At 71.5% G+C, this 25660-nt stretch carries 21 protein-coding genes; 11 read left to right on the forward strand and 10 right to left on the reverse strand.

What is annotated here, in order from left to right; translation table 11 throughout:
• Positions 1-60: 60 nt before the first annotated feature.
• Positions 61-3576: a methionine synthase gene (gene metH / locus AB0J36_RS08580; RefSeq protein ID WP_363660354.1), complete on the reverse strand. Its 3516-nt coding sequence runs from the start codon at positions 3574-3576 to the stop codon at positions 61-63.
• A 262-nt stretch (positions 3577-3838) separates the two neighbouring features.
• Here metH and AB0J36_RS08585 point away from each other — a divergent pair, with 262 nt between their 5' ends.
• The 3 genes from AB0J36_RS08585 (at position 3839) to AB0J36_RS08595 (ending at position 7160) form a co-directional block, all read left to right on the forward strand.
• A complete protein-coding gene (locus AB0J36_RS08585; protein ID WP_269678735.1) occupies positions 3839-4708 on the forward strand; it encodes a PAC2 family protein in 870 nt (289 codons plus the stop codon).
• A gap of 161 nt (positions 4709-4869) precedes the next feature.
• Entirely contained in the window at positions 4870-5661 is a 792-nt protein-coding gene (locus AB0J36_RS08590) for a GntR family transcriptional regulator (protein ID WP_357119362.1), read from the forward strand.
• A 380-nt stretch (positions 5662-6041) separates the two neighbouring features.
• The gene (locus tag AB0J36_RS08595) at positions 6042-7160 is read left to right on the forward strand and encodes an acetylhydrolase (protein ID WP_363660355.1); all 1119 of its coding nucleotides are present in this window, start codon (positions 6042-6044) and stop codon (positions 7158-7160) included.
• Between the two features lie 117 nt (positions 7161-7277).
• Here the strand turns inward: AB0J36_RS08595 and mshC are convergent, their stop codons facing one another.
• The 4 genes from mshC to AB0J36_RS08615 form a co-directional block, all read right to left on the reverse strand.
• Positions 7278-8516 carry a cysteine--1-D-myo-inosityl 2-amino-2-deoxy-alpha-D-glucopyranoside ligase gene (mshC, locus tag AB0J36_RS08600; RefSeq protein ID WP_357119368.1) on the reverse strand — a complete coding sequence of 413 codons (1239 nt, stop codon included), beginning with the start codon at positions 8514-8516 and terminating at the stop codon, positions 7278-7280.
• A 67-nt stretch (positions 8517-8583) separates the two neighbouring features.
• Positions 8584-9402 carry an SCO1664 family protein gene (locus AB0J36_RS08605; protein ID WP_357119371.1) on the reverse strand — a complete coding sequence of 273 codons (819 nt, stop codon included), beginning with the start codon at positions 9400-9402 and terminating at the stop codon, positions 8584-8586.
• Positions 9399-9977: a DUF3090 domain-containing protein gene (locus AB0J36_RS08610; RefSeq protein ID WP_355052975.1), complete on the reverse strand. Its 579-nt coding sequence runs from the start codon at positions 9975-9977 to the stop codon at positions 9399-9401. Before AB0J36_RS08610 ends, AB0J36_RS08605 begins: the two co-directional genes overlap by 4 nt.
• 112 nt (positions 9978-10089) lie before the next feature.
• Positions 10090-10794, reverse strand: coding sequence for an MSMEG_4193 family putative phosphomutase (locus AB0J36_RS08615; RefSeq protein ID WP_357398361.1), 705 nt, complete (start codon positions 10792-10794; stop codon positions 10090-10092).
• Positions 10795-11429: 635 nt separating this feature from the next.
• On the opposite strand from AB0J36_RS08615, the gene AB0J36_RS08620 reads away from it, so the two are divergent.
• A complete protein-coding gene (locus AB0J36_RS08620; protein WP_363660356.1) occupies positions 11430-11990 on the forward strand; it encodes a hypothetical protein in 561 nt (186 codons plus the stop codon).
• 62 nt (positions 11991-12052) lie between these two features.
• On the opposite strand, the gene AB0J36_RS08625 is transcribed toward AB0J36_RS08620, so the two are convergent.
• The gene (locus tag AB0J36_RS08625; protein WP_357118830.1) at positions 12053-13516 is read right to left on the reverse strand and encodes an MFS transporter; all 1464 of its coding nucleotides are present in this window, start codon (positions 13514-13516) and stop codon (positions 12053-12055) included.
• Positions 13517-13558: 42 nt separating this feature from the next.
• Complete coding sequence (locus tag AB0J36_RS08630) at positions 13559-13795, reverse strand: hypothetical protein (RefSeq protein ID WP_355249091.1); 237 nt, start codon at positions 13793-13795, stop codon at positions 13559-13561.
• Positions 13796-13916: 121 nt separating this feature from the next.
• Between AB0J36_RS08630 and AB0J36_RS08635 the strand changes: the two genes are divergently transcribed.
• Both AB0J36_RS08635 and AB0J36_RS08640 read left to right on the forward strand, forming a co-directional pair.
• A complete protein-coding gene (locus AB0J36_RS08635) occupies positions 13917-15071 on the forward strand; it encodes a geranylgeranyl reductase family protein (RefSeq protein WP_357399192.1) in 1155 nt (384 codons plus the stop codon).
• A 262-nt stretch (positions 15072-15333) separates the two neighbouring features.
• Complete coding sequence (locus tag AB0J36_RS08640; RefSeq protein ID WP_355053659.1) at positions 15334-15507, forward strand: hypothetical protein; 174 nt, start codon at positions 15334-15336, stop codon at positions 15505-15507.
• 55 nt (positions 15508-15562) lie between these two features.
• Here the strand turns inward: AB0J36_RS08640 and AB0J36_RS08645 are convergent, their stop codons facing one another.
• The 3 genes from AB0J36_RS08645 to AB0J36_RS08655 all read right to left on the reverse strand — a co-directional run bounded on the left by AB0J36_RS08645 (position 15563) and on the right by AB0J36_RS08655 (position 18473).
• Positions 15563-17353 (reverse strand): 5'-nucleotidase C-terminal domain-containing protein, encoded by a 1791-nt coding sequence (locus tag AB0J36_RS08645; protein ID WP_363660357.1) that lies wholly within the window; start codon positions 17351-17353, stop codon positions 15563-15565.
• Positions 17354-17475: 122 nt separating this feature from the next.
• Positions 17476-18135, reverse strand: a complete 660-nt coding sequence (locus tag AB0J36_RS08650; RefSeq protein WP_357118819.1) for a nucleotidyl transferase AbiEii/AbiGii toxin family protein — start codon at positions 18133-18135, stop codon at positions 17476-17478.
• On the reverse strand, positions 18132-18473 hold the full coding sequence (locus tag AB0J36_RS08655) for a hypothetical protein (protein WP_357118817.1): 342 nt from the start codon (positions 18471-18473) through the stop codon (positions 18132-18134). The genes AB0J36_RS08650 and AB0J36_RS08655 overlap by 4 nt, the downstream gene beginning before the upstream one ends.
• 134 nt (positions 18474-18607) lie before the next feature.
• Here AB0J36_RS08655 and AB0J36_RS08660 point away from each other — a divergent pair, with 134 nt between their 5' ends.
• From AB0J36_RS08660 to nrfD, 5 genes are all read left to right on the forward strand, one after another.
• Positions 18608-19600 carry an RNA polymerase subunit sigma-70 gene (locus AB0J36_RS08660; RefSeq protein WP_363660358.1) on the forward strand — a complete coding sequence of 331 codons (993 nt, stop codon included), beginning with the start codon at positions 18608-18610 and terminating at the stop codon, positions 19598-19600.
• Positions 19597-20052, forward strand: a complete 456-nt coding sequence (locus AB0J36_RS08665; RefSeq protein WP_357118814.1) for a DUF6069 family protein — start codon at positions 19597-19599, stop codon at positions 20050-20052. The genes AB0J36_RS08660 and AB0J36_RS08665 overlap by 4 nt, the downstream gene beginning before the upstream one ends.
• A 63-nt stretch (positions 20053-20115) precedes the next feature.
• Positions 20116-23388 carry a formate dehydrogenase gene (fdh, locus tag AB0J36_RS08670; RefSeq protein ID WP_363660359.1) on the forward strand — a complete coding sequence of 1091 codons (3273 nt, stop codon included), beginning with the start codon at positions 20116-20118 and terminating at the stop codon, positions 23386-23388.
• Positions 23381-24463, forward strand: coding sequence for a 4Fe-4S dicluster domain-containing protein (locus AB0J36_RS08675; RefSeq protein ID WP_363660381.1), 1083 nt, complete (start codon positions 23381-23383; stop codon positions 24461-24463). Before fdh ends, AB0J36_RS08675 begins: the two co-directional genes overlap by 8 nt.
• Entirely contained in the window at positions 24460-25650 is a 1191-nt protein-coding gene (nrfD, locus tag AB0J36_RS08680; protein WP_363660360.1) for an NrfD/PsrC family molybdoenzyme membrane anchor subunit, read from the forward strand. Before AB0J36_RS08675 ends, nrfD begins: the two co-directional genes overlap by 4 nt.
• Positions 25651-25660 lie beyond the last annotated feature (10 nt).

Below are 25660 nucleotides of genomic sequence, written 5' to 3' on the forward strand. Positions count from 1 at the left end.
CCCATCCTCCTACGACCGCCGGACGAATACGACCGTCGATGCGGCGGGAGCCGGGGACCGCTACTTGGCGTTGAAGTAGCTCGCCTCTGGGTGGTGGACCACGATGGCGTCGGTGGCCTGCTCCGGCATGAGCTGGAACTCCTCCGACAACTCGACGCCGATCCGCTCCGCGCCCAACAGGTCCACGATCTTCGCCCGGTCCTCCAGATCGGGGCAGGCCGGGTAGCCGAACGCGTACCGGCAGCCCCGATAGTCGTTGCGCAGAATGCCGGCCAGGTCCTGCGGGTCGTCGTGGCCCAGCGGACGCCCGTCGGGCAGGGTCAGCTCGGCACGCACGCGCCGGTGCCAGTACTCGGCGAGCGCCTCGGTGAGCTGCACGGACAGCCCGTGCACCTCCAGGTAGTCGCGGTACTCGTTGCGGGCGAACAGCTTCGCCGCGTACTCGCTGACGGGTTGCCCGACCGTGACCAGTTGCAGCGCGACCACATCGAGCTGGTCGCCCTTGGGCCGGAAGAAGTCCGCGAGGCAGAGCCGTCGCTCCTGCCGCTGGCGGGGGAACGAGAACCGGGCGCGCTCCGCGTGCCCGTTCTCGTCGAGCACCACCAGGTCATTTCCTTCGGAGTACGCCGGGAAGTAGCCGTACACCACGGCTGCCTCCAGGACCTGGTCGGCGATCAGCCGGTCCAGCCAGTACCGCAGACGCGGCCGACCCTCGGTCTCGACCAGTTCGTCGTAGGAGGGCCCGTTGCCGCCGCGGGCGCCGTTGAGCCCCCACTGCCCACGGAACGTGGCCCGCTCGTCGAGCAACGCCGCGTAGTCGGCCATCGGAACGCCCTTGACGACGCGCGTGCCGAAGAACGGCGGGGTGGGTACCTCCACGTCGACGGCCACGTCGGAGCGGACCGAGGAGTCGTGCAGCTCCGGCAGCGAGTCGGTGACCAGCGTGCGCTGCCGCTCGCGGCGGGCCCGGCGGGTGGCCAGCGCCGCCTCGCGCTCCGGGTCGACGACCGGGGCGCCGCCGCGCTTGGCGGTCATCACCCGGTCCATCAGGGACAGACCCTCGAACGCGTCGCGCGCGTAGTGCACCTGCCCGGGGTACGTCGAGCGCAGGTCGTCCTCGACGTACGACCGGGTCAGCGCCGCCCCACCCAGCAGGACGGGCCAGCGCTCGGCAACACCGCGGGTGGCCATCTCGGCCAGGTTCTCCTTCATGATGACCGTGCTCTTGACCAGCAGCCCGGACATGCCGATCGCGTCGGCGCGGTGCTGCTCGGCGGCGTCGAGGATCGCGCTGATCGGCTGCTTGATGCCGATGTTGACGACCTCGTAGCCGTTGTTGGACAGGATGATGTCGACCAGGTTCTTGCCGATGTCGTGCACGTCGCCGCGCACGGTGGCCAGCACGATGCGGCCCTTGCCGCCGTCCTCGGTGGCCTCCATGTGCGGTTCCAGGTACGCCACGGCGGTCTTCATCACCTCGGCGGACTGGAGCACGAACGGCAGCTGCATCTGCCCGGAGCCGAACAGCTCGCCGACGACCTTCATGCCGTCCAGCAGGATGTCGTTGATGATCGACAACGGGGACCGACCGCCGGCCATCGCCTCGTCCAGGTCGGCCTCCAGGCCGTTGCGCTCGCCGTCGATGATGCGCCGCTTGAGCCGCTCGTCCAGCGGCAGCGCCGCCAACTCCTGCGCGCGGGTGGCCCGCGCGCTGGTCACGTCGACGCCCTCGAACAGCTCCAGGAAACGCTGCACCGGGTCGTACCCGTCGCGCCGCCGGTCGTAGACCAGGTCGAGCGCGACCTCGCGCTGCTCGTCGGGGATCTTCGTCATCGGCAGGATCTTGCTGGCGTGCACGATCGCCGAGGTCAGACCGGCCTGCACGCACTCGTGCAGGAACACCGAGTTGAGCACCTGCCGGGCGGCCGGGTTGAGGCCGAAGGAGATGTTCGAGATGCCCAGGGTGAAGTTGACCCCCGGGTACCGCTGGGCGATCTCCCGGATCGCCTCGATCGTCTCAAGGCCGTCGCGGCGGGTCTCCTCCTGCCCGGTGGCGATCGGGAAGGTCAACGCGTCGATCAGGATGTCCGCGCGGTCCATCCCCCACCGGCCGGTCAGGTCGTCGATCAGCCGCGCGGCGACCCGGACCTTCCACTCCTTCGTGCGCGCCTGCCCCTCCTCGTCGATGAGCAGCGCCACCACCGACGCGCCGTGCTCGCGCACGATGGGCATGACCCGCGCGTACCGGGAGTCGGGGCCGTCGCCGTCCTCGAAGTTCACCGAGTTGACCACGCAGCGGCCACCGAGCATCTCCAGCCCGGCCTCGACGACGGCCGGCTCGGTGGAGTCCAGCATGATCGGCAGCGTCGACGCGGTGGCGAACCGGCCGGCCAGCTCGCGCATGTCCCGCGTACCGTCGCGGCCGACGTAGTCGACGCACAGGTCGAGCAGGTGCGAGCCGTCGCGGGCCTGGCTACGGGCGATCTCGACGCAGGCCCGCCAGTCGGCGGCGAGCATGGCCTCCCGGAACGCCTTGGAGCCGTTGGCGTTGGTCCGCTCCCCGACCATCAGCACCGAGGCGTCCTGGGCGAACGGCACCGGGTGGTAGATCGACGACACACCCGGCTCGTGTCGGGGCTCGCGCGGCGACGCGGTGACGCCGTGCAGCCGCTCGGCCAGCACCCGGATGTGCTCCGGGGTGGTGCCGCAGCAGCCGCCGACGAGCCCCACGCCGTACTCGGAGATGAACCGTTCCAGGGCCTCGGCCAGCTCCACGGGAGTCAGCGGGAAGTACGCGCCGTCGGCCGTCAACACCGGCAGGCCGGCGTTCGGCATCACCGACAGCGGGATCCGGGAGTGCTGCGACAGGTAGCGCAGGTGCTCGCTCATCTCGGCCGGGCCGGTCGAGCAGTTCAACCCGATCAGGTCCACCCCGAGCGGCTCGATCGCCGCCAGGGCCGCGCCGATCTCGCTGCCCACCAGCATCGTGCCGGTGGTCTCCACCGCCACGTGGCAGATGATCGGTACCCGCTGGCCCAGCTCGGCCATCGCCCGCTTCGACCCGACGATCGCCGCCTTGACCTGCAACAGGTCCTGGCAGGTCTCGATGATCAGCGCGTCCGCGCCGCCGGCGATCAGGCCGGCAGCGTTCTCCTGGTACGCGTCGCGCAGGGTCGCGTAGCCGGCGTGACCGAGGGTGGGCAGCTTGGTGCCTGGGCCGATCGAGCCGAGCACGAAGCGGGGCCGCTCCGGCGTGCTGGCCGCGTCGGCGGCCTCCCGGGCGATCCGCGCGCCCGCCTCGGACAGCTCGCGGATGCGCTGCGGGATGTCGTACTCGCCGAGGTTTGCCAGGTTGGCGCCGAACGTGTTGGTCTCCACGCAGTCCGCGCCGGCGGCCAGGTACGCGTCGTGCACCCCCCGCACCACGTCGGGGCGGGTGACGTTGAGGATCTCGTTGCATCCCTCGAGGCCGTCGAAGTCGTCGAGAGTGAGGTCGGCGGCCTGCAGCATCGTGCCCATCGCCCCGTCGGCGATGAGGATCCGATCGGCCAGCACATCCAGCAACGAAGTCCGCACCCGTTCAGGTTAGTGCGGCCCCACGCGAACCCGAGCCCCGTCCACGCCCGATCCCATATTGTGTCGGGCGGATCACCCTGTCCGGTTCGCCGCCGTATGCCCGGTGGCGCAGTGGGTGGACCGGCGCGGCCGACGGGCCGCATCCCTGCCCGGCACGTAGGCTGACGGACGTGAAGGAGAACAGGGACGCCATCGTGCACCACGGTCCGACAACCGGGCGCGGTCCCGGTGCCGGCCGCCACGAGCAGGGTGAGGTGACGGCGTGACCGAGTTCGACGGACTGCCGGTCCTGCGGTCCCCCGTGGCCATCGCCGCGTTCGAGGGCTGGAACGACGCCGCCGACGCCTCCACCGCGGCCGTCGAGCACCTGGAACAGGTCTGGAACGCCCGGCAGATCACCGAGCTGGACCCGGAGGACTTCTACGACTTCCAGGTCAGCCGGCCCACCATCACCATGGCCGACGGGGAGACCCGCCGGGTGGAGTGGCCGACAACCCGGTTCATGGTGGCCAGCCCCGAAGGCACCGACCGCGACGTGGTGCTGATCCGGGGCATCGAGCCGAGCATGCGCTGGCGGACGTTCTGCGAGCAGGTGCTGGAGATCTGCCACAGCCTGGAGGTGGAGCGGGTGGTGCTGCTCGGCGCGTTGCTGGCCGACGTGCCGTACACCCGGCCGTTGCCGATCAGCGGCAGCGCCTCCGACGCCCAGGCCGCGGAGCGCTACCAGCTCACCCCCACCCGGTACGACGGGCCGACCGGCATCGTCGGCGTACTGCACGACGCGTGCGCCCGCGCCGAGGTCGACGCCGTGTCGTTCTGGGTGCACGTGCCGCACTACGCCAACAACCCGCCCTGCCCCAAGGCCACCCTCGCCCTGCTGCACCGGGTCGAGGAGGTCGTCGACCTGCCGGTGCCGATGGCCGACCTGGCCGAGGAGTCCGCCGAGTGGGAGCAGCGGGTACGCAGCGCCGCCGAGCAGGACGCCGAGCTGGGCGAGTACGTCCGCGAGCTGGAGGAACGCGTCGGCGACGAGGGCATCACCCCGTTGACCGGTGACGAGATCGCCCAGGAGTTCGAGAAGTACCTGCGGCGTCGAGGCGGTTCGGCCGGCCCCACCGCCGGCTCCTGGTAGCACTGTCCGTCGCGGGCCCTCGGACCTCCTCTGGTCCGGGGGCCCGTCTCCGCGCTCGGGGGTCCGTTTCCGTTTTCAGGGCCCGTTTCCGCGTGTCCGGGGTAGCGCCGTCACACCCTCTAAGGCATCCTAGGAACCTAGATGTGATCAAGGAGGCGGATGTGCAGATCAATCCCGGCGCCGCCGAGTTCCCCCACCGGCAGATCGCCGCACAGCTCAAGGCCCAGGTCCGCCGCGGCGACTGGGGCCCCGGCGAGCGGCTGCCGTCCATCCCGGCCATCGCCGAGATGTTCGGCGTCGCCAAGCAGACCGTGCAACGCGCCGTCGACCAGCTACGGGTCGAGGGCATCCTGATCACCAAACCCGGCTCGGGCACGTACGTCCGGGGCACCCGGCGTCGACTGAACCGCCTCTCCCGGGGCCGGTACGGCGGGTTCCGCGGCTACCACACCGACCTGGCCGCCCGATACCGCCAACAGCTCGTCTCCGTCGGCCTCTCTCCCGCGCCCGCCGAGGTCGCCGACGCGTTCGGCGTCTCCGACGGCACCAACCTGCTCTGCCGTCGCCACCTCGTACGCACCGACGACTCCCCCGTCGAGGTCGGCGCCTCCTGGTTCCTCCCCCGCGACACCGACGGCACGTCGCTGGAGCGGGCCGAGGCGTTCGGCCGGCCGCTCTACCAGGAGGCCGAGGAGGCCACCGGCCGCCGGTACGTGTCGGCCACCGACACGATCAGCGCCCGCCAGCCCAGCCGCGAGGAGGCCGAGACCCTCCAGATCCGGCCCGACACACCGGTGCTGCACCTGCTGCACATCGCGTACGACAGTCACCGCAAGCCCATCGAGGTCGCCCAGGCCACCTGGCCCGGCCCGATGACCACCCTCACCGAGGAGTACCAGATCCCCGGCCCCAGCGCAGCGCCCGACCCGGACCCCGGCCTGGTCCTGGGCTAGCCGGCACTCCGGCCTGGCCTGCCCGCCTTAGCCCGTTCGTTCCGCGCCCCGGCCCGACCGCCTCCCTCGCCTCCGTCCGGCCCTGACCACCTCGACCGGCCCGATCCTGCCCTGCCCCGCTCGGGACACCCACCACCGGGACGGGAGCTGCGAAATCGCGGGGTGCCGGAGCGCTCCCGGTGAGTTTCCTGTCGAACGCACCGCCCTATACATCTATACACTCGGTATCTATACTGCGAGTATATAGCTGGCCGGGGATTGGTTCCGGCGGCTCACAACCCAGGGGAGGGTCAATGCCAACCGTCAAATCTGTTGTTGCACGGGGGATCACACGCCGTGGCCTTGTCGGAGCCGCACTGGCGGTCGGGGCCGGCGCATCGATGGGCATTGCCGGCCGCGCCTCGGCGGCAACCGCCGGTTCAGGCCCGGTCCGACTCCGCCTCCCCAGGCCGACCGGGCCGTACCGCGTGGGGGTGGTACCGCTGCACCTGGTCGACCGGTCGCAGCCGGAACCACTGGCCGGGCCGGGGCGGTACCGGGAACTGATGGTCAGCGTCTGGTATCCCGCCCGAGACGAGAGGCGCTACCCGCGCTACCCGTGGATGACCCCCACCTCGATGCGCGTGCTGCTGGCCTCCGCCGGGTTCGACTCCGACGCCGCGCTGGCACCGTTGACGGCCGGGCACGAGGGTGCCCCGGTGCGGCACCCGGGCCGGCGGTTGCCGGTTGTGCTGTATTCGCATGGCGCCGGCAGCCACCGTTCGGACACCACGATCGTGGTGCAGGAGCTCGCCAGCCACGGGTACGTGGTGGTCACCGTGGACCACACGTACGACGGGTTCAGCGAATTCCCCGACGGCCGAGTCACCATCCCGGAGGACGACTTCGATTCCACTCCGTGGACCTACACGCGGGACGTCCGGTTCGTCCTCGACCAGATCGCCGACCTCGCTGCCGGGGGGAACCCCGACGTCGACCACGCGCCACTACCGAGCGGGCTGGGCGCCACCCTCGACCTGAGTCGGATCGGCATGTTCGGCTGGTCGAAGGGCGGCACCGCGACAGCCCTGACCCTGGGCACCGACCGACGGGTCCGGGCGGGGCTGAGCCTGGACGCCCCGATGCTGTCCCAGCCGCTGCCCACCACCGACCTGTACCGGCCGTTCATGCTCATGACCGCGGAGAACACCCGGGCCGCGATGCCCGCCGTCGCCGAGTTCTTCACGCACCTACGCGGATGGCGACTCGACGTCCAGGCCGCCGGCGCCATCCACTCGTCCTACGGCGACAACCAGTGGCTCGTGCCGCAACTGGCAAAGCTCATCGGCATGAGCGACGAGGAACTCGCCACCTGGGTCGGCACGCTCGACCCTGCCCGCGCGGTCCGCATCGGGCAGGCGTACCCGCTGGCGTTCTTCGACAGGCACCTGCGGCACCGGAGCGGCCACCTACTGAACGGGCCGAGCCGGTCGTTCCCCGAGGTGGCGTACCTTCCGTGACCGTCTGATCGACTCGGCTTCCTGGAAGTCGGGGCATCCCAGGCATCCGGACAGCGCGGTTTCAAGGAACCCGAGTCGATCAAGGACGGGCAGCCCCGATGGGGAACGGCCGAACTGTTAGAGGCGGATGCCGAGGAGGGCGTCTACGGTTTTCGCGAAGAGGGCCGGGGCTTCCGGGTCATCCGTGGCGCCCGCCAGGGTCGCGTCGGCCCAGCGGTCGGCGACGGCCAGAGCGCCGGGGGTGTCGAGGTCGTCGGCCAGTCTGGCGCGTACCCCGGACAGCAGCTCGGCCCCGGACGGCCCGGCGGGCGCGGCGGCGGCCCGCCGCCAGCGGTCCAGCCGCTCCTGCGCGGCCGTGAGCAGGTCGTCGGTCCAGGTGCGGTCGCTGCGGTAGTGGCCGGAGATCAACGCAAGCCGGATCGCCATCGGGTCGACCTTGTCGGCGCGCAGCCGGGACACGAAGACCAGGTTGCCGCGGGACTTGGACATCTTCTCGCCGTCCAGGCCGATCATGCCGGCGTGCACGTAGTGCTCGGCGAACGGGGCCTGGCCGGTGAGCCGTTCGGCGTGCGCGGCGGACGCCTCGTGATGCGGGAAGAGCAGGTCGTTGCCGCCGCCCTGCACGTCGATGCGGTCGCCGAGCAGGTTCAGCGCGATGACCGCGCACTCGATGTGCCAGCCGGGCCGGCCCGGGCCCAGCTCCCCGCCCGGCCAGGACGGCTCACCCTCGCGCGCCCCCCGCCACAGCAGCGGGTCGAGGGGATCGCGCTTGCCGGCCCGGTCGGGGTCGCCGCCGCGTTCGGGGAAGATCTCCAGCATCTGTTCACGGGTCAGGTTCGACTCGTAGCCGAACCGGCCGGTGGCGGAGATGTCGAAGTAGACGTCGCCGGTGCCGTCGTCGAGCCGGTACGCGGCACCGTCCTTGACCAGCACCTCGACCTTGTCGGCGATGTCCGGGATCGACTCGACCGCGCCCACGTAACGCTCCGGCGGGATGATCCGCAGCGCCTCCATGTCCTCGCGGAACAGGGCCGTCTCCCGCATCGCCAGGACCACCCAGTCCTCGCCGTCGCGGGCGGCCCGCTCCAGCAGGGGGTCGTCGATGTCGGTGACGTTCTGCACGTACCGCACGGGACGGCCGGCGTCGCGCCACATCCGCTGCACCAGATCGAACGTGATCATGGTGGCGGCGTGACCGAGGTGGGTGGCGTCGTACGGGGTGATGCCGCAGACGTACATGCTCGCCGCGTCGGCCGGGTCGCTCGGGTGGACACCCTGCCGCGCCGAGTCGTACAACGCCAACGGCTCGCCCCGACCCGGCAGCCGTGGCACCTCGTGTCCCGCCCAAGACTCCATGGCCTCAGCCTAACCAGCCCTCAGGCGACACCGGGACGCCCAGCGGGTGATCAAGATGACAGCGGGGTCACATGGGTGGCCAGGGTATCGCCGGCCAGTCCTCCGGCGGCTGCGGGAAGCGGCCGGTCTCGCGCAACTTCTCGACGCGGGCGGCCAACTCGGCGATCTCGCTGATCGTCAGGTGGTCGGCCAGCTCCTCGCCGAGCGGCCCGGCGACCTGCGCGGCGAGCCCGTCGAGCATCTCCATGGCGTCCGGCGGAACCTGCTTGCCGGCCCAACCCCAGAGCACCGTACGGAGCTTGTCCTCGACGTGGAAACTCACCCCGTGATCCACGCCGTAGATGCGGTCGTCGGCGCCGACGAGCACGTGCCCGCCCTTGCGGTCCGCGTTGTTGATGACCGCGTCGAGTACGGCGAGGCGGGCCAGGCGTGGATCGTCGGCGTGCGCGAGGGCGTACGCGGCACCGTCGTCGTCCCGGGCCGCCGCGATCGGAAACCAGCGCGGCGGCACCTCCTCGGCCGGCACGAACCCGACCAACGGCTCCGCGTCCTCCGGCTCGTCGATCCAGAGTTGGCAGGAACCGGGGCCGAACGGACCGTCCCGCAGCACGGTCGGCGGCACCAGGGCCCAGCCGGTGGCGTGGGACACCAGGTACGCCGACACCTCCCGGCCGGCGAGGGTGCCGTCCGGGAAGTCCCACAGCGGGCGCTCGCCGCGTACCGGCTTGTAGACGCAGCGGGCCGTGACGCCGTCGAGGGTCAGGATGCCCCGCAGGGTGGTGTTCGACGCGTCGACCAGCCGACCCTCCAGGTCGAGGGTGCCGTCGCGGAGCAGCCGCAGCGCGGCGTCACCGTCGCGCAGAGGTTGGAGGCCGGACAAGGTCACCGGTGGTAACCGTTGTGCCGCGGGCACAGGTGCCCGGCGGGGTCCAACGGCTGGCCGCACAGCGGGCACGGCGGCCGGCCCGCGTTGACCACACGCCGGGCCCGCTCGATGAACTGGCGGGTGGCCTGCGGTGTGAGCCGCACGCGCAGCCGGTCCAGGTCCTCGTCCGGCTCCTCGTCCTCGTCGTCCTCTTCGTCGTCCTCGTCGCCCAGCTCGACCTCGGGCTCGACCTCGCCGGCGGCGATCGCCTCGATCACCACGGTCGCGGTGTCGACGTCGAAGGCCAGCCCGAGCGTCCCGACCCGGAACTCCTCGTCGACCGGGGTGTCCAACGGCTCGTTGTCGCCGGTCACCGGCGCCAGCTCGGGCAACTCCACCCCGAAGCGGCGCTGCGCCTCGGTCAGCAGCTCCTCCAGCTTCTCGGCCAGCAGGGACACCTGGACCTTTTCCAGCGCGACGCTGACCAGCCTGCCGCCGCCGCGGGCCTGCAGGAAGAACGTGCGCTCCCCCGGCGGCCCGACGGTCCCGGCGACGAACCGCTCCGGCGGTTCGAAGGCGTGCACCTGGTGGGTCATACCCACGACCCTATCCGGCCCACCATGGCATCGCGCACCCCACCGACCCGAATCGCCGCAGGGGCAACGCGCCCGGTGTATCGGGTGCCACACCCGGGCGTGGCGGTGTTTCTCACCTGGCCGCGCCCGCTCCGCCGCCGACGGCGGCGTCCGAGTCGGCCGCCCGCGTGGTCCGCCGACGCCGCTTGCGCGGCGGCGGGACCAGCGCGGCGAGGTCACCGCCGGCGTCGTTGAGCCGAACCAGGAAGGGCCGCAGCGGCGTGAAGCGGATCGCGGTCACCGACGCCGGGTCGGCCACGATCCGCTGAAAGGCATCCAGGTGTACGCCGAGAGCATCCGCCACGATGGCCTTGATCACATCGCCGTGGCTGCACGCCAGCCAGATTGCCTCGGGCCCGTGCTCGGCGTTCACCCGGGCGTCCCAGTCGCGGACGGCGGCCACCGCGCGGGCCGCCATCGCCGCCATCGCCTCGCCCTGCGGGAAGACCGCCGCGCTGGGGTGCTGCTGAACCACCGGCCAGAGCGGCTCCTTGGCGAGCTTCTTCAGCGGCTGCCCCTCCCAGCTGCCGTAGTCGCACTCGATCAGGCCCTCCTCGACAACCGGAGTGGCCTGGGGCAACGCCAGTTCCAGGGTCTGCCGGCAGCGAATCAGCGGACTGGTGACGACCGCCGCCAACGGCACTGCCCGCAACCGTTCGCCGACCGCGGTGGCCTGGGCGCGCCCGGTGTCGTCCAGCTCGACCGGCTGTCGGCCGGCCAGGCCGCCGTCGGCGTTCGCGGTGGTACGGCCGTGTCGCAGAAGCAGAAGGGTCGCCACACGATCACCCTAGGCCTCCCCGGTACCTCCCGAGTGCCACGGGCTCCGGCCACGCCGCCCCGATCGCCGTGATCGACACGAGTTCGCCGATATGGGGGCATCGACCGGTCCGGGATGCCCCGAGTTCGCCGATCCGGAGTCGATCACCCGGTCGTATCGCCGCACGCGGGCGGTGTGTCCGGTTGTGGGGCCACTGTGGTGACCCGCTGCACCCGTGGGCCGGAATCGTGGCGGGCCGGGGGTCGTTACACCCTCCGACGATCGCAGGACCACGGCCGAGCCCCCCGCCCCGGGGGAGCCAAGCCCCCGGGAATGGCCCCGGACCGCGGGTCGTTACACCCGGTCCCGGCACGAGCGAGCCCCGATCCCCTCGGATCGTCAGCCCCCGGGAATGACCCCGGACCGCAGGTCGTCACACCCGGTCCCGGCACGACGAGCCCCGCTCACCGCGGATCGTCAGCCCTCCGGGAATGACCCCGCCCCCGGGTCGTTACACCCGGACCGGCCGCCACGAGCCCCCCGCTCGCAGGCCGCCCCCCAGACTTTGAGCGCCCGGACGAGGTGCTGACACCCCCGTCACCGATCCCCCGAACGGTGACAGGTGGGTGTTTCCTACCCCCGAAGGAGCAACCCCCATGAACACGATCTTCCGCAAGAGCATGCTGTCCATCGCTGGTCTCGCGTTCGCCGGTGGCGTCTTCGCCGGCCCCATCGCCGCCCACGCCAACCCGGTCGACGCCAAGCCCGCCGCCGCCGCGGTGCAGACCACCGCACCCAAGCCGCAGGGCGACCAGTCCCACATCGACCTCAACGGCGAGCAGACCGCCAACGCCAAGGCCATCATCGCCGCCACCAAGAAGGCCGGCCTGCCCGAACGGGCCGCGGTCATCTCCATCGCCACCAGCCTGCAGGAGTCCAAGCTGGAGAACCTGGGTCACCTCGGCGACATGAACGACCACGACTCCCTCGGCCTGTTCCAGCAGCGCCCGTCGAGCGGTTGGGGCACGCCGGAGCAGATCACCGACCCGGAGTACTCGACGACGGCGTTCCTCAAGGGCCTGCGTCAGGTTGACGGCTGGCAGGACATGCCGCTGACCGACGCCGCGCAGACCGTGCAGGTGTCGGCGTACCCGGACGCGTACGCGCAGTGGGAGCAGCAGGCCACCGACCTGGTCGCCCACAACTGGAACAGCTAAGACACGCAGATGGCCGGCACCCCGACAACGGGTGCCGGCCATCGCCGTACCCGCGGATCGCGTCAGTGGTGGTGATTGCGGAAGATGTCGATCAACGCCGCCACCAGCGCGAGCGCGATGATGCCCGTGGCGAGCAGCAGCGACTTCTCGAAAGCTCCCGTCCAGTCGCCGTGACTGTCGGCCAGCGAGGAGAAGAACATCGAGCCGACCGCGGCGATGCCGGCGGCGGCGCCGATCCGCTGACCGGTCTGGAGCATGCCCGCTCCGCTGCCCGCCTGCGGGACGGGCACCTGGGCAAGGGTGAGCGTCTGGTTGGGGGCGATGACGAGGCCGCTGCCGATGCCGGCGACGAGCAGCGGACCGGCGGTGACCCAGGGCGCCGGGGAATGCGGCGCGACGTGCAGGGCGAGCACGGTGGCGGCCAGCCCGATCACCACGGCGAGCAGGCCGATGGCGACCAGGGGTCGGCCGAACCGGTTGACGATGCGTCCTCCGAGAGCGGACGCGGCGGCGGACCCGAGCGCGAAGGGCGTGATGGCGAGACCGGCGACGAGCGCGCTGTAGCCGAGCCCGTTCTGCAGGAACAGCGTGAAGATGAAGAAGATCGCGGTGAACCCGCCGAAGTAGATGAGCGCGATGAGCGACCCGAGCGTGTACGACTGGAAGGTGAACAGGCGCAGATCGAACAGCGGTTCGCGGTGTCGCGCGTACCACCGCTCCCACAGGCCGAAGGCGACCAGCACCGCGAGGCCGGCCGGGATGAGCGCCCACTTCCACGGCGTACGCCACTGCTGCTCCTGCACGAGGGGCAGCAGGATCAGCACCACGCCGACGCCGAGCAGCAGCACACCGACCGGGTCGAGTCGACGGCGGCCGGGTTGCCCGTCGGGCCGACCGGGTAGCAGCCGCCAACCCAGGATCACCGCGACGATGCCGACCGGCACGTTGACGAAGAAGACCCACCGCCATCCGTGCTCCTCACCGCCGAGGGCGATGAGCAGGCCGCCGAGCAGTGGTCCGACGGCGGTGGAGATGCCGATGGTCGCGCCGAGCAACCCGAACGGGCGGGCCCGCTCCGGCCCCCGGAACAACTGCTGGATCAGCCCGATCACCTGTGGGTTGATGATGCCGGCGGCGGCGCCCTGGAGCAGCCGGGCGGCGACCAGCCAGGTGGGTGAGGTCGCCAGGCCGGCGAGCGCGCTGGTCAGGGTGAACAACGCGATCCCGAAGACGAACGCGTTACGCCGACCTCGGAAGTCTCCGAAGCGGCCGGCCGGTACGAGCACCAGACCGAAGGTGAGCGCGTACCCCGAGAGGACCCACTGCAGGTCGCTCGGGGAGGCGTTCAGCGCGCGGTCGATGGACGGCACCGCGACGTTGACGATGCTCACGTCGAGCAGCGTCATGAACGCGGCGACCAGCCCGACGCCGACGGCCTGCCAGCGTCGGCGGTTCTCGGCCGCATCGACCGGCTGCGGCTCGCCCGCCGCGTTCATCGTGCCCCCCGTTGACGGTCGATCATGCATTCCTGACCGCTACCCCGACCAGCGGGGGCGAACCGTCCAGGGTCACGCCATCTGACGGGCGCAGAACCGGGGGCCGAAGTCGAGGCCGGCCATCGGCGAGTCCTCGCGGTGCAGCAGACCCTTCTCGGTGAGCTGGTGCAGCGGGGCGTGCACCTGCTCCTCGGTCAGCCCGGATCCTTCGGCGATCAGGTCCGGATAGGGCACCTGGCCGCGTGCTTCGAGGGCGGTGACCGCCTCGTACACCCGCTGCTCGACCTCCGACAGCTCCATCCGCTGCATGATCTCCTCCTTCGCCCACCCGCCGGACGCGGACGGTTGCGCCGCATCGGTTACCCCCTGCCCGACCGAAGATGCCCACCCGTTCGGGCGGTGGAGGGCGAGCACGCCCTACGCTGCGATGGTGATCGTCTGGGATCTGATCGTCGTCGGCGCGGGCCCCGCCGGGCTCTCCGCGGCGCACGCCGCGGCCCGCGCGGGTGTTCGCACCCTGGTTGTCGAGCGGGCCACGCACCCGCGTTACAAGACCTGCGGGGGCGGCCTCATCGGCACCTCGCTGGCCGCCGTGCGGGAACGGATCGAGGTGCCGGCGCACGACCGGGTCGACCGGGTGACGTTCACCCGCGACGGCCGGCGGGAGTTCACCCGCCGCAACGGCAGCCCGGTGGTGACGATGGTGCGCCGGGAGGAGTTCGACGACCGCCTGCGCGCCGCGGCGGTCGCCGCCGGCGCGCAGCTGCGTGAGCAGGTCGCGGTCCGTGCCATCGAGCAGGATCCCGAGGGGGTACGCCTGCGACTGGCCGACGGCACGACCCTGGCGGCCCGCACGGTGATCGGCGCGGACGGCTCGTCGGGGGTGACCGCCCGGCACGTGGGGGTGCGCTACCGCCAGGTGGACCTGGGGCTGGAGCTGGAGATCCCGGTGCCGCCCGCCGAGCAGGAGCGTTGGCGTGGGCGACTGTTGCTGGACTGGGGGGCGATGCCGGGCTCGTACGCCTGGGTGTTCCCGAAGGGCGACCGGTTGACGGTCGGCGTGATCGCGGGCCGGGGCGCGGGGGAGGGGACACGTGCCTACCTGCGGCAGTTCGTCGACCGGTTGGGTCTGACCGGGCTGCCGGCGGCGCACGATTCGGGTCACCTGACGCGGTGTCGCGAGGAGGACTCGCCATTGCGTAACGGCCGGGTGCTCGTCGTGGGGGACGCGGCCGGGCTGTTGGAGCCGTGGAGCCGCGAGGGGATCAGCTTCGCCCTGCGCTCCGGCGAGCTGGCCGGGGCGGCGGTCGCCGCCGGGGATCTGGCCGGGTACGAGCGGGCGGTCGCCGAGCGCCTGACGCCGGAGATGCGGGCAGGGTTCCGGTTGCTCGACCTGTTCACCCGGCGCCCGGAGGTGTTCCACGGGCTGTTGGCGACCCCGCCGGGCTGGCGGATGTTCGTGCGCTTCTGTCAGGGGCAGGCGAGCTTCGACGACATGCTGCGCCGCCGACCGATCCGGGCGGCCCTCGCCGTGCTGGACCGGCTGCCAACCCCGCGCCGCCCGCCCGCCGACACCCCTTCCTGAGCCCCGCCCCGCCCCAGCCCGCCCCGCCCCAGCCCGCCGATCTTGCGTTTTCTGTGGCGACATTCCACGCGAAACCGCACACTTCGGCAACCGTTAGTGCAAGATCGACGCGAGTTGCCGGGTTCCGTGGCTATGAGTCCAGGATCCTAGGATGCTTTACGGGGTGTGTCGGGGTCCACCCAACGTCGACGGGCTGTCAGCCAACGGACCGATGTGCCGAAGGCCCGCCGTTGGACAATGACGGGGGAGTAGGGGGGTGCCGATGGCCGAGCAACCGTTCACCGACGACGAGTACGCGTTCCTGCGCCACATCCGGTTCGGGGAGTTGCCACCCGCGGTCCGTCCGGAGGACCAGGTCGCGCTGACCGAGACCGATCCCGGGCGGGACCGGCCGGAGAAGGCCGAGGACCCGGTCCGCTGGAACGTGCAGGGCTGAACATACGCGGACGGGCCGCGGGTGTCGTCACCCACGGCCCGCCGTCACGTCACGGTCAGAAGACCGGCACACCCTCGCGCACGAGACGCCAGTTGGGCTGGAAGAAGTCGTCCGGGTTGATGGTCCCCTTGGCCTGGGCCCAGTCGATGAGCAGCTGGCGGATCTCCTGCTGCGCGTTGTAGACCTGGGTCTTCACGATGCCGGGGAAATTGCCGCCGCCGCTGCGCCGGTAGTTGTTCACCGCCACCACGAACTGCGCGTCGTCCGCGACCGGGGTGTCGGTGCCGGGCAGCATCAGTCGGGTGATGCGCTGGCCGACCGGCTTGGAGATGTCGATGTCGTAGTCCAGGCCGGAGATCACGTCGTAGTTGTAGTCCGGCACGGCCGGGTCGCTGATCTGCTCCGGGTCGACCGGAGCGCCCGGCGCGAGGGTGCGGAAGAACTTCGCCGAGTACTCCAGGTACGCGCGTACCTCGGCGCCGCTGAGCACGACGGCTTCGAGGGTGTTGTCGTACACGTACAGGCCGGCCACGTCGCGGATCTTGACGTCGCCGGCGGGGAAGACGGCGGTACGGCTGAACGGCGCCGCGATCGACAGTACCGGCAGGTCCGCGTACGCGGTGCCGGTCAGCGCCGCGCCGACCACCTCGGTCTGCACGTGGTTGATGAAGTCGAGGATCGGGGTGTCCTGGTAGCGGGACTCCGCCGCCGACAGCTCCACTGTGGACGTGGCGACCACCTGGTTGACGTACGCCACAGTCTTGGCGTGCTGGGCCCGCACGGCCGCGACCACCTTCGGGTCCTCGACGACCGTGTTGGTGTTCAGCATGGTGGCGGCCTTGTTGGTGATCGTCCAACGGCCGCGCTCACGGGTGAGGGTGAAGTCCATCCGGGTGAGCCGCTGGCCCCACTTCGAGGGCTCGGAGAGCAGCACCTGCGTGCCGGTCCGCTCGTTGGTGACGAACCGCTCGACGACCTCGTTGTGGGCGTGCCCGAAGAGGATCGCGTCGATCCCGGGCACCTGCTGGGCGATCAGCGCCACCGGGTTCTCGTTGGGCAGCTCCGGGCCGTAGCTGGAGGTGCCGCTGTCGCCGCCGTGGGCGGAGATCAGCACGATGTCCGCGCCGCGGGCCCGCATGACCGGCACCCACTTCGCGGCGGTCGCGATCATGTCGTCGAAGCGCAGTTTGCCCTCGACGTTGCCCCGGTCCCAGATGGCGACGCCCGGGTTGGTCAGGCCGAGGATGCCGACCCGCAGGGTCGGCGCGGCGAAGCCCAGGGAGACCTTCTTGATGACGTACGGCAGGAAGGCCGGCTTGCCCGTCTTCGCGTTTACCGCGTTGGCGGCGAGGGCGGGGAAGCCGAGCTGGCGGATCCACAGGTCCAGCAGCGGCAGACCGTAGTTGAACTCGTGGTTGCCCAGGGTCACGGCGTCGTAGTCGATGACGTTCATCGCCCGGGCCATCGGGTGCTTCTCGCCGGTGGCGGTGATGGGCTCCTGCTTGGCGTAGTACGTCGCCAGGGGAGTGCCCTGGATGGTGTCGCCGGCGTCGAGCACGAGCGTGGCCTTGCCGCGCCGCTCGCGGCGGATCTGGTTGATCAGGGTGGCCAGCTTCGCGACGCCGACGTCGTTGTGCTTGCTGTCGTCGTACTCGGCGTCCCGGTAGTAGTCCCAGTTGTAGACGTTGCCGTGCGTGTCCGATGTGCCCAGCAGCGTGAGGTCCCAGGTGCGCGACCGGGCGGGGCCCGCCGCCTGGGCGGGGGCGGCGGCGATCAGCGGGGCGGTCGCCGCGGCGGCGGCGACCGCGAGCACCTGGCGACGCGATGGACCGGATCCAGAGGTCATGACGTGCCCTTCGATGGGGGTTGACGCGCCTCGTGAGCGCCTCGCGCACCATAACGAGCCCCTGTCACTCCCGCCACGTCAGCCCCGGTTTCCGCAGCACGGCACGGGGTGGCCAGCCGGCGTCAGCGGGGCCAGGCGGTGAAGCGTCGGCGTACCCGCGCGACGTCGTCCGGGTTCAGGCCGTAGCGGCCGAAACGGGTGTCGGACAGCCGGTCGAGGTAGCGCCCGGCGGCGCGGACGTCGTCCGGGTCGAGCGCGGGGTCGACCTGCCGGGCCAGCACCAGCAGTTGCGTCACGTCGTAGTGCTCGAGCGCCGCCGCGACGTCGATGAAGTCGCGGACCTCCCGCCGGTTGACCAGTGCCGCGATCTTGTTGGCGACCAGGTCGCGGACGTCCATGACCGGGCCGAGGTCCATCACCACCGGGCTCTGCTGTCGATCGAGTCGGGCCAGGCTGAGCCGGATCTGCCGTGCGTCGCGGCTCACCACGAAGTCCTTCATGTCCCGGCCGTACCCGTCGAACAGGTCGGCGAGTTCGCTGTCCGGATCGGCGTCGGTCACGGTGAACCCGGCGCGCTCCAGCGCGGCGCGTACCCCGGCGGAGGCTGCGGCGGCGGCGCCCTCCACGTCGGCGAAGAGGTCCACGTCCTCGGTGGGCCGGGCCACCAGGCCGTGCGCGGCCCAGGCCACCCCGCCGCCGAGCACGAATCGGTACGGCCGGGCGGCGGTCAGCGCCACCCGGGCCACTTCCCGGTAGAAGTCGTGCAGGTGCGGTGCGATCACGCCGCGCGCAGGCCGCGGTGCCGGCTCTCCCAGGCCTGGCGGACGCCCCGGGGGAGGTTGAGCAGCCGCCACACCCGCCGCAGCGTGCGCCCGTTGATGAGGGTGCGCAGGTCGTCGGTGCTGGCGGTCTCGCGCAGTACGTTCTCGTACATCCAGAGGAGCTGGTCGGGGTCGCCGAGGTCGAAGGTGCGCTCGGCGTTCCACATCAACCGCACCGGCAGTTCGACGACGCCCCGGGTGGGGCCGGCCAGCTCGGTGAGCGTGCGCGCCACGACGGCCGGACGACCCGGGCGGGCCAGGAAGGCCACGCCGGTCGCGGGGGGCGAGACGGCCTGCATGGTGTCAGGGTAACGCCCGTCGGTGCGGGTGTCGCCACGGTACGTCGGGACGCGCGGTCGGCGCGGGTGATGAGTTCTCGTGCCCGCACCCGTCATAGGTGTGACGGGACACGACGAGACGGGAGCATGACGTGATGGGTACGGACGCGCGGAGCGAGGGCGCGGGCGCTCTGGCCGAGGCCGACGAGACCACCTTCGCGGTGCTGGCGCAGCGGCACCGGCGGGAGTTGCACGTGCACTGTTACCGGATGCTCGGGTCGTTCGAGGACGCCGAGGACACCGTGCAGGAGACGTTCCTGCGGGCCTGGCGGCGGCGGGAGACGTTCGAGGGGCGGTCGACGGTGCGGGCCTGGCTGTATCGGATCGCCACGAACGCCTGCCTGGACCTGTTGGCCAGGTGCCGTCCGGAGCCGGCCCGGGGCGGTGAGGTGCGGTGGTTGCAGCCGTACCCGGATCGGCTGCTCGACGAGTTGCCGGCGGGCGACGCGGACGAGCCGGAGGCGGTCGCGGTCGCGCGGGAGACGATCGAGTTGGCGTACGTGGTGGCGGTCCAGCACCTCGCGCCGCGTCCCCGGGCCGTGTTGATCCTGCGGGACGTGCTGGGCTGGCCCGCGAAGGACGTCGCCGAGCTGCTCGGGGATTCGGTCAACTCGGTGAACAGCGCCCTGCAGCGGGCGCGGGCGGGCATGCGCGAGCACCTGCCCGCCGAGCGGCAGGACTGGACCGGTGGCGACCAGGACGCCGGGACGCGCGAGCTGGTGCGGCACTTCACCGAGGCGAGCGTGGCCACGGACATCGGCCGGCTCACCACGATGTTGCGCGAGGACGTGCGCTGTTCGATGCCGCCCACGCCGGGCCTGCAGGTGGGTCGGGACGCGGTGCTCAGCGACTGGATCGGGGACGGTTTCGACGGGATGACGGGTCTGCGTGGCGTCGCCACCTCGGTGAACCGGCAGCCCGCGGTCGCGTTCTACCACTGGCGGGAGGCCGAGGGCGCGTACCTGCCGTTGACCATCGACGTCCTGCGCGTCACCGGTGGGGCGATCACCGAGATCGTCATCTTTCACGCCGACCAGTTCCCGCGGCTGGGGCTGCCGGAGCGACTGTCGGCAGGTGGTGCGCGGTGAGTGTCTCGGCTACGCCCTACCGCACCCACCGGCTCCTCGGGCTCGTCGGTGTCGGCCTGGTCGCCACCGTGGCGGCGATGGCCACGACGACTCTCGCCGCCGCGCTCGCCGGGGCCGCCGGGGTCGACTTCGAGATTCCCGAGGGTGGCGAGGTGATCCCGGTGGCCGGGTTCGCCGTGGTGACGGGTGTCTTCTCGGTGGTGGGCGTCGTTCTCGCCGTCGTGCTCGGTCGGTTCAGCGCGCGTCCCGCCGACCGGTTCCTGTGGACGGCGGTGGTGCTGACCGCGATCTCGCTGGTCCCGCCGTTTCTCTGCGGGGCAGCGCCGGTGACCGTCGTGGCGCTGGTCGTGCTGCACCTCGTCGCCGCGGCGGTGATGGTCCCGGCGCTGACGTGGCGCCTGGGCCGACTGGACCGTCTGGACCGTCGCCGCGACGGACGGACGCTCGATTAGCGAAGACTCCTCATCTGACCTATGTTCGGGAGGTCGCGCGCTCACGGGCAAGGAGGTGTCGGGATGGGTCTACGGACCTTCATCGAGGGTTGGCCGGTGTATCGCCAGCTCACCGGCACGGACCCGTTGGGCCGGGGCGCCGCGGCGAAGTCGGCGCGGTCGGCCGCTCTGACGGCGCGTACCGAGACCGCCGATTCGGTGGCGCGGTCGGTGTGTCCGTACTGCGCGGTGGGGTGCGGTCAGCGGGTCTTCGTCGCCGACGGGCAGGTCACGCAGATCGAGGGTGACCCGGACAGTCCGATCTCGCGGGGCCGCCTGTGTCCCAAGGGCGCGGCCAGCAAGAGCCTCGTGACGAGTCCGCTGCGCCAGACCACGGTCCGCTACCGCCGTCCGTACTCCACCCAGTGGGAAGACCTCGACCTCGAGACGGCCGTCGACATGATCGCCGATCGGATCCTCGCGGCCCGGGCCCAGACCTGGGAGGACCGCGACGCCGAGGGCCGGCCGCTCAACCGGACGCTGGGGATCTCCAGCCTCGGTGGGGCGACGTTGGACAACGAGGAGAACTACCTCATCAAGAAGTTGTTCACCGCGATGGGGGCGTTGCAGATCGAGAACCAGGCGCGTATTTGACACTCCGCCACCGTCCCCGGTCTGGGGGCCAGCTTCGGTCGTGGCGGTGCGACGGACTTCCAGCAGGACATCGCCAACGCTGACGTCATCGTCATCCAGGGCTCCAACATGGCCGAGGCGCATCCGGTCGGGTTCCAGTGGGTGATGGAGGCCAAGCGTCGGGGCGCGAAGGTGTTCCACGTCGACCCGCGGTTCACCCGCACGAGCGCGGTCGCGGACGCGTACCTGCCGATCCGGGCGGGGACGGACATCGCGTTGTTGGGTGGGGTGATCCGCTACATCCTCGACAACGAGTTGGACTTCCGCGAGTACGTCCTCGCCTACACCAACGCGGCGACGATCGTCAGCGACCGGTTCAGCGACACCGAGGACGGCGACGGGTTCTTCTCCGGCTTCGATCCCGAAACCGGCAGTTACGTGCAGGACAGCTGGCAGTACGAGGGGCACGAGGACTCCTCGGGCAGCGGACACACCGCGAAGGAGCGGGACACCGCCGCCGGGTTGGAGCACGAGTCGCACGGCGCGCCGGTGGGCGGCCAGACCCAGCGGGACGAGACGTTGCAGCACCCGCGCTGCGTCTATCAGATCCTCAAGCGGCACTACGCCCGCTACACGCCGGAGATGGTGGAGCGGGTCTGCGGCATCCCGCAGGACAAGTTCCTGGAACTGGCGCGGGCGTGGACGGAGAACTCGGGCCGGGAACGCACCGGCATGCTCATCTACTCGGTGGGCTGGACGCAGCACAGCGTCGGAGTGCAGTACATCCGCGCCGGGGCGATCATCCAGCTCCTGCTGGGCAACATGGGCCGGCCCGGTGGCGGGGTCATGGCGTTGCGCGGGCACGCGAGCATCCAGGGCTCGACCGACATCCCGACCCTGTTCAACCTGCTGCCCGGCTACCTGCCCATGCCTCACCACGCCGATCACCCCACCTTTGACGAGTGGGTGGACAGCATCCGGCACCCCGGGCAGAAGGGCTTCTGGGGCAACGCGCGGTCGTACGCGGCCAGCCTGCTCAAGGCGTACTGGGGGGACGCCGCGACGCCGGAGAACGACTTTGGCTACGGCTTCCTGCCCCGGCTGACCGGGGACCACGGCACCTACCAGCAGGTCCTCAACATGATCGATGGAAAGATCAAGGGGTACTTCCTGCTCGGCCAGAACCCGGCCGTCGGATCCGCGCACGGCCGGGCGCAACGCCTGGGCATGGCGAACCTCGACTGGCTGGTCGTGCGGGACCTGTTCATGATCGAGAGCGCGACGTTCTGGAAGAACGGCCCCGAGGTGGCCACCGGCGAGATCGTGCCCGAGGAGTGCCGCACCGAGGTGTTCTTCCTGCCCGCCGCGTCGCACGTGGAGAAGGAGGGCACGTTCACGCAGACCCAGCGGCTGTTGCAGTGGCGGGAGAAGGCCGTCGAGCCGCCGGGCGACGCCCGCTCCGAGCTGTGGTTCTTCTACCACCTGGGCCGCCGACTGCGGGAGAAGCTGGCCGGCTCGTCGCTGCCGCGCGACCGGGCGCTGCTCGACCTCACCTGGGACTACCCCACCCACGGTCCGCACGCGGAGCCCAGCGCCGAGTCGGTGCTGCGCGAGATCAACGGGTACGACGTGACGACCGGCCAGCCGCTGTCCAGTTTCGCCGAGGCCCGCGACGACGGCTCCACGGCCGTCGGCTGCTGGATCTACACCGGCGTGTACGCCGACGGCGTCAACCAGGCCGCCCGCCGCAAGTCCCGGCACGAGCAGGACTGGGTGGCCGCCGAGTGGGGTTGGGCGTGGCCGGCGAACCGGCGCATCCTCTACAACCGCGCCTCCGCCGACCCGGACGGCCGTCCGTGGAGCGAGCGCAAGCGTTACATCTGGTGGGACCCGGACAAGGCCGAGTGGACCGGCCACGACGTGCCGGACTTCGAGAAGACCAAACCGCCGTCGTACCGGCCGCCGGCCGGCGCGTCCGGTCCGGAGGGGATCGCCGGTGACGACCCGTTCGTGATGCAGGGCGACGGCAAGGGTTGGCTGTACGCGCCCAGCGGCGTCCTGGACGGGCCGCTGCCCACCCACTACGAGCCAGTCGAGTCGCCGGTGCGCAACCCGCTCTACCGCCAGCAGGCCAACCCGACCCGCAAGTCGTACGCGCACCCGGTGAACTCGGTGAACCCGAGCCCGCCGCAGGAGCACAGTCAGGTTTTCCCGTACATCTTCACGGTCAGCCGGCTCACCGAGCACCACACCGCAGGTGGGATGAGCCGGACGGTACGACCCCTCGCCGAGTTGCAGCCGGAGATGTTCGTCGAGGTGTCGCCGGAGCTGGCCGCCGAGACCGGGTTGGCCCACCTCGGGTGGGCGCACCTGGTCAGCGGTCGGGCGGTGATCGAGGCGAAGGTGCTGGTCACCGACCGGCTCACTCCGTTGCGGGTGGACGGTCGGGTCATCCATCAGGTGTGGCTGCCGTACCACTTCGGGTTCGAGGGTCTGGTGACCGGCGACTCGGCCAACGACCTGTTCGGCATCACCCTCGACCCCAACGTCCTCATCCAGCAGAGCAAGATCGGTACCTGCGACGTACGGCCCGGCCGGCGGCCCACCGGGGCTGCCCTGCTCGACCTGGTCGCCGACTACCAGCGGCGGGCCGGGATCACCCCGGGTGGGCACGCGCCGGCCGTCACCATCGACCAGGACGGGAAGGGCAGCGGTGATTCCTGACCCGAACAGCCTCTACGGGCCGCTCGATCCGGCGCCGGACGCGGGTTATGTGGACGCGCCGCAGCGGATGGGGTTCTTCACCGATACGAGTGTGTGTATCGGCTGTAAGGCGTGTGAGGTGGCGTGCAAGGAGTGGAACGACGTCCCGGGAAGTGGTCTGGATCTGTTGGGGATGTCGTACGACAACACGGGGGCGTTGACGGCGAACTCGTGGCGGCACGTGGCGTTCGTGGAGCAGCCGCGCCCGGCGGGACATGGCAGCGCGGCGTTCGCGGGTACGCCCACCGGTACGACGGTCAGCGCGGCGTCGGCGGCGGCCGCCGCCGGCACGGCCGGGCCGACCGGCACCGAACCGGGTCTGCCGCCCGGGTCGCCGTCGGCCGCCGCGCGCATGGCCGACGGCGGCGCGACCGACACCGGCCCGGCCGACGGCGGCGCGCAGCCACAGTTCCTGGGTATGCCGGGTGCGCGGCCGCCGGGGCGGGACAGCGGTGTGGAGGGTCGGTCGGATTTTCGGTGGTTGATGATGTCGGATGTGTGTAAGCACTGCACGCATGCGGCTTGTTTGGATGTGTGTCCGACGGGGTCGTTGTTCCGGACGGAGTTCGGGACGGTGGTGGTGCAGGAGGACATCTGTAATGGGTGTGGGTACTGCATTTCGGCGTGTCCGTACGGGGTGATCGATCAGCGTAGGGGTGATGGTCGGGCGTGGAAGTGCACGCTGTGTTACGACCGTTTGGGCGCGGGGATGACGCCGGCGTGTGCGCAGGCGTGTCCGACGGAGTCGATCCAGTACGGGCCCCTGGAGGAGTTGCGGGAGCGGGCGGCGGCGCGGGTGGCGACGTTGCACGGTCGGGGTGTTCCCGAGGCCCGCTTGTACGGGCACGACCCGGATGATGGTGTGGGTGGTGACGGGGCGTTCTTCCTGCTGCTGGACGAGCCGGAGGTGTACGGGTTGCCACCGGACCCGGTGGTGACCACCCGAGACCTACCGGCGATGTGGAAACGCGCCGGCATCGCCGCGCTCGCCATGGCGGCGGCCACCGTCGCCGCCTTCGTGGGGAGATCCTCGTGAGCCCGGAGCGCCTTCCGGTGGGCGCCCGGTTCCGCCGGTTCCGCGACCGACTGGCCGCCGCGAGCCTCGACCTACCGGGCCAGAGGCAGGCGGACGACGGCGCCGATGTGGCCGTGCCGGCCCGCGCCCACGAGGATCGGACGCCGCAACCCCACGACGATCGGCCGGCGCAGCCCCGGGAGAACGCGGCGCGGCGCTCCCGGCGCGGTCGTCGCGGTGGCGGAGAGGAGCTGCGGGTCCCCGAGGCCGAGTTCACCTCCTACTACGGCCGGCCCATCCTCAAGGCCCCGGTGTGGAAGTGGGACATCGCCGCGTACCTGTTCACCGGCGGTCTGGCCGCCGGCTCGTCGCTGCTGGCCGCCGGAGGTCAACTCACCCGACGCCCGGCGCTGCGCCGCGCCGGCCGGGTCACCGCGCTGGGCGCCGTCAGCGCCAGCGCGGGGTTACTGCTACGGGATGTTGGGCGGGCGGCGGGGGTTCATGCCATGCTTGGGGGGGGGGAGGTTGACACGGCCCGGTGGGTGGGCACCTGGATCCTCAGCGCGTTCGGGCCGGCCGCCGGGTTGGCGGCGATCGCCGAGACCGCCGGCTGGCTGCCCCGGCGCGGTCCGCTCGGGGTGGTCGGTCGGGCTCTGCCGCCGGTCGGGCACGCCGCCGGGCTGGTCGCCGCCGTCACCGCGCCCGCCCTGGCGACGTACACCGGGGTCCTGCTCGCCGACACGGCGGTGCCGTCGTGGCATGAGGCGTACCCCGAGTTGCCGGTCATCTTCGCGGGCAGCGCGCTGGCCAGCGGCGCGGGCGTCGGTCTGCTCGCCGCGCCGCCGTCGCAGGCCGGGCCGGCCCGCCGGATGGCGGTGGCCGGGGCGGCCCTGGAGTTGTACGGCGCGCACCGGGTGGAGACCCGTCTCGGGCTGCTCAGCGAGCCCTACCGGACGGGTCGGCCGGGCCGGCTGCTGCGCGCCGGTCGGCTGCTGACCGCCGCCGGGGTGGCCGGGGCGCTGCTGGGTCGGGGTAGTCGCGCCGTCGGGGCGTTGTCCGGGGCCGCGCTGCTGGGCGCGTCGGTGGCCACCCGGTTCGGCATCTTCTACGGCGGCGTCGCGTCCGCCCGCGACCCCCGCTACACCGTCGTGCCGCAACGCGAGCGGGTGAACGCCCGGCGGACCGAGGTGGATCCGGCGACTGACTGAGCGGTCGCAC

Origin of the sequence: Micromonospora sp. NPDC049662, assembly GCF_040675055.1 — a bacterium.
Lineage (GTDB): Bacteria > Actinomycetota > Actinomycetes > Mycobacteriales > Micromonosporaceae > Micromonospora.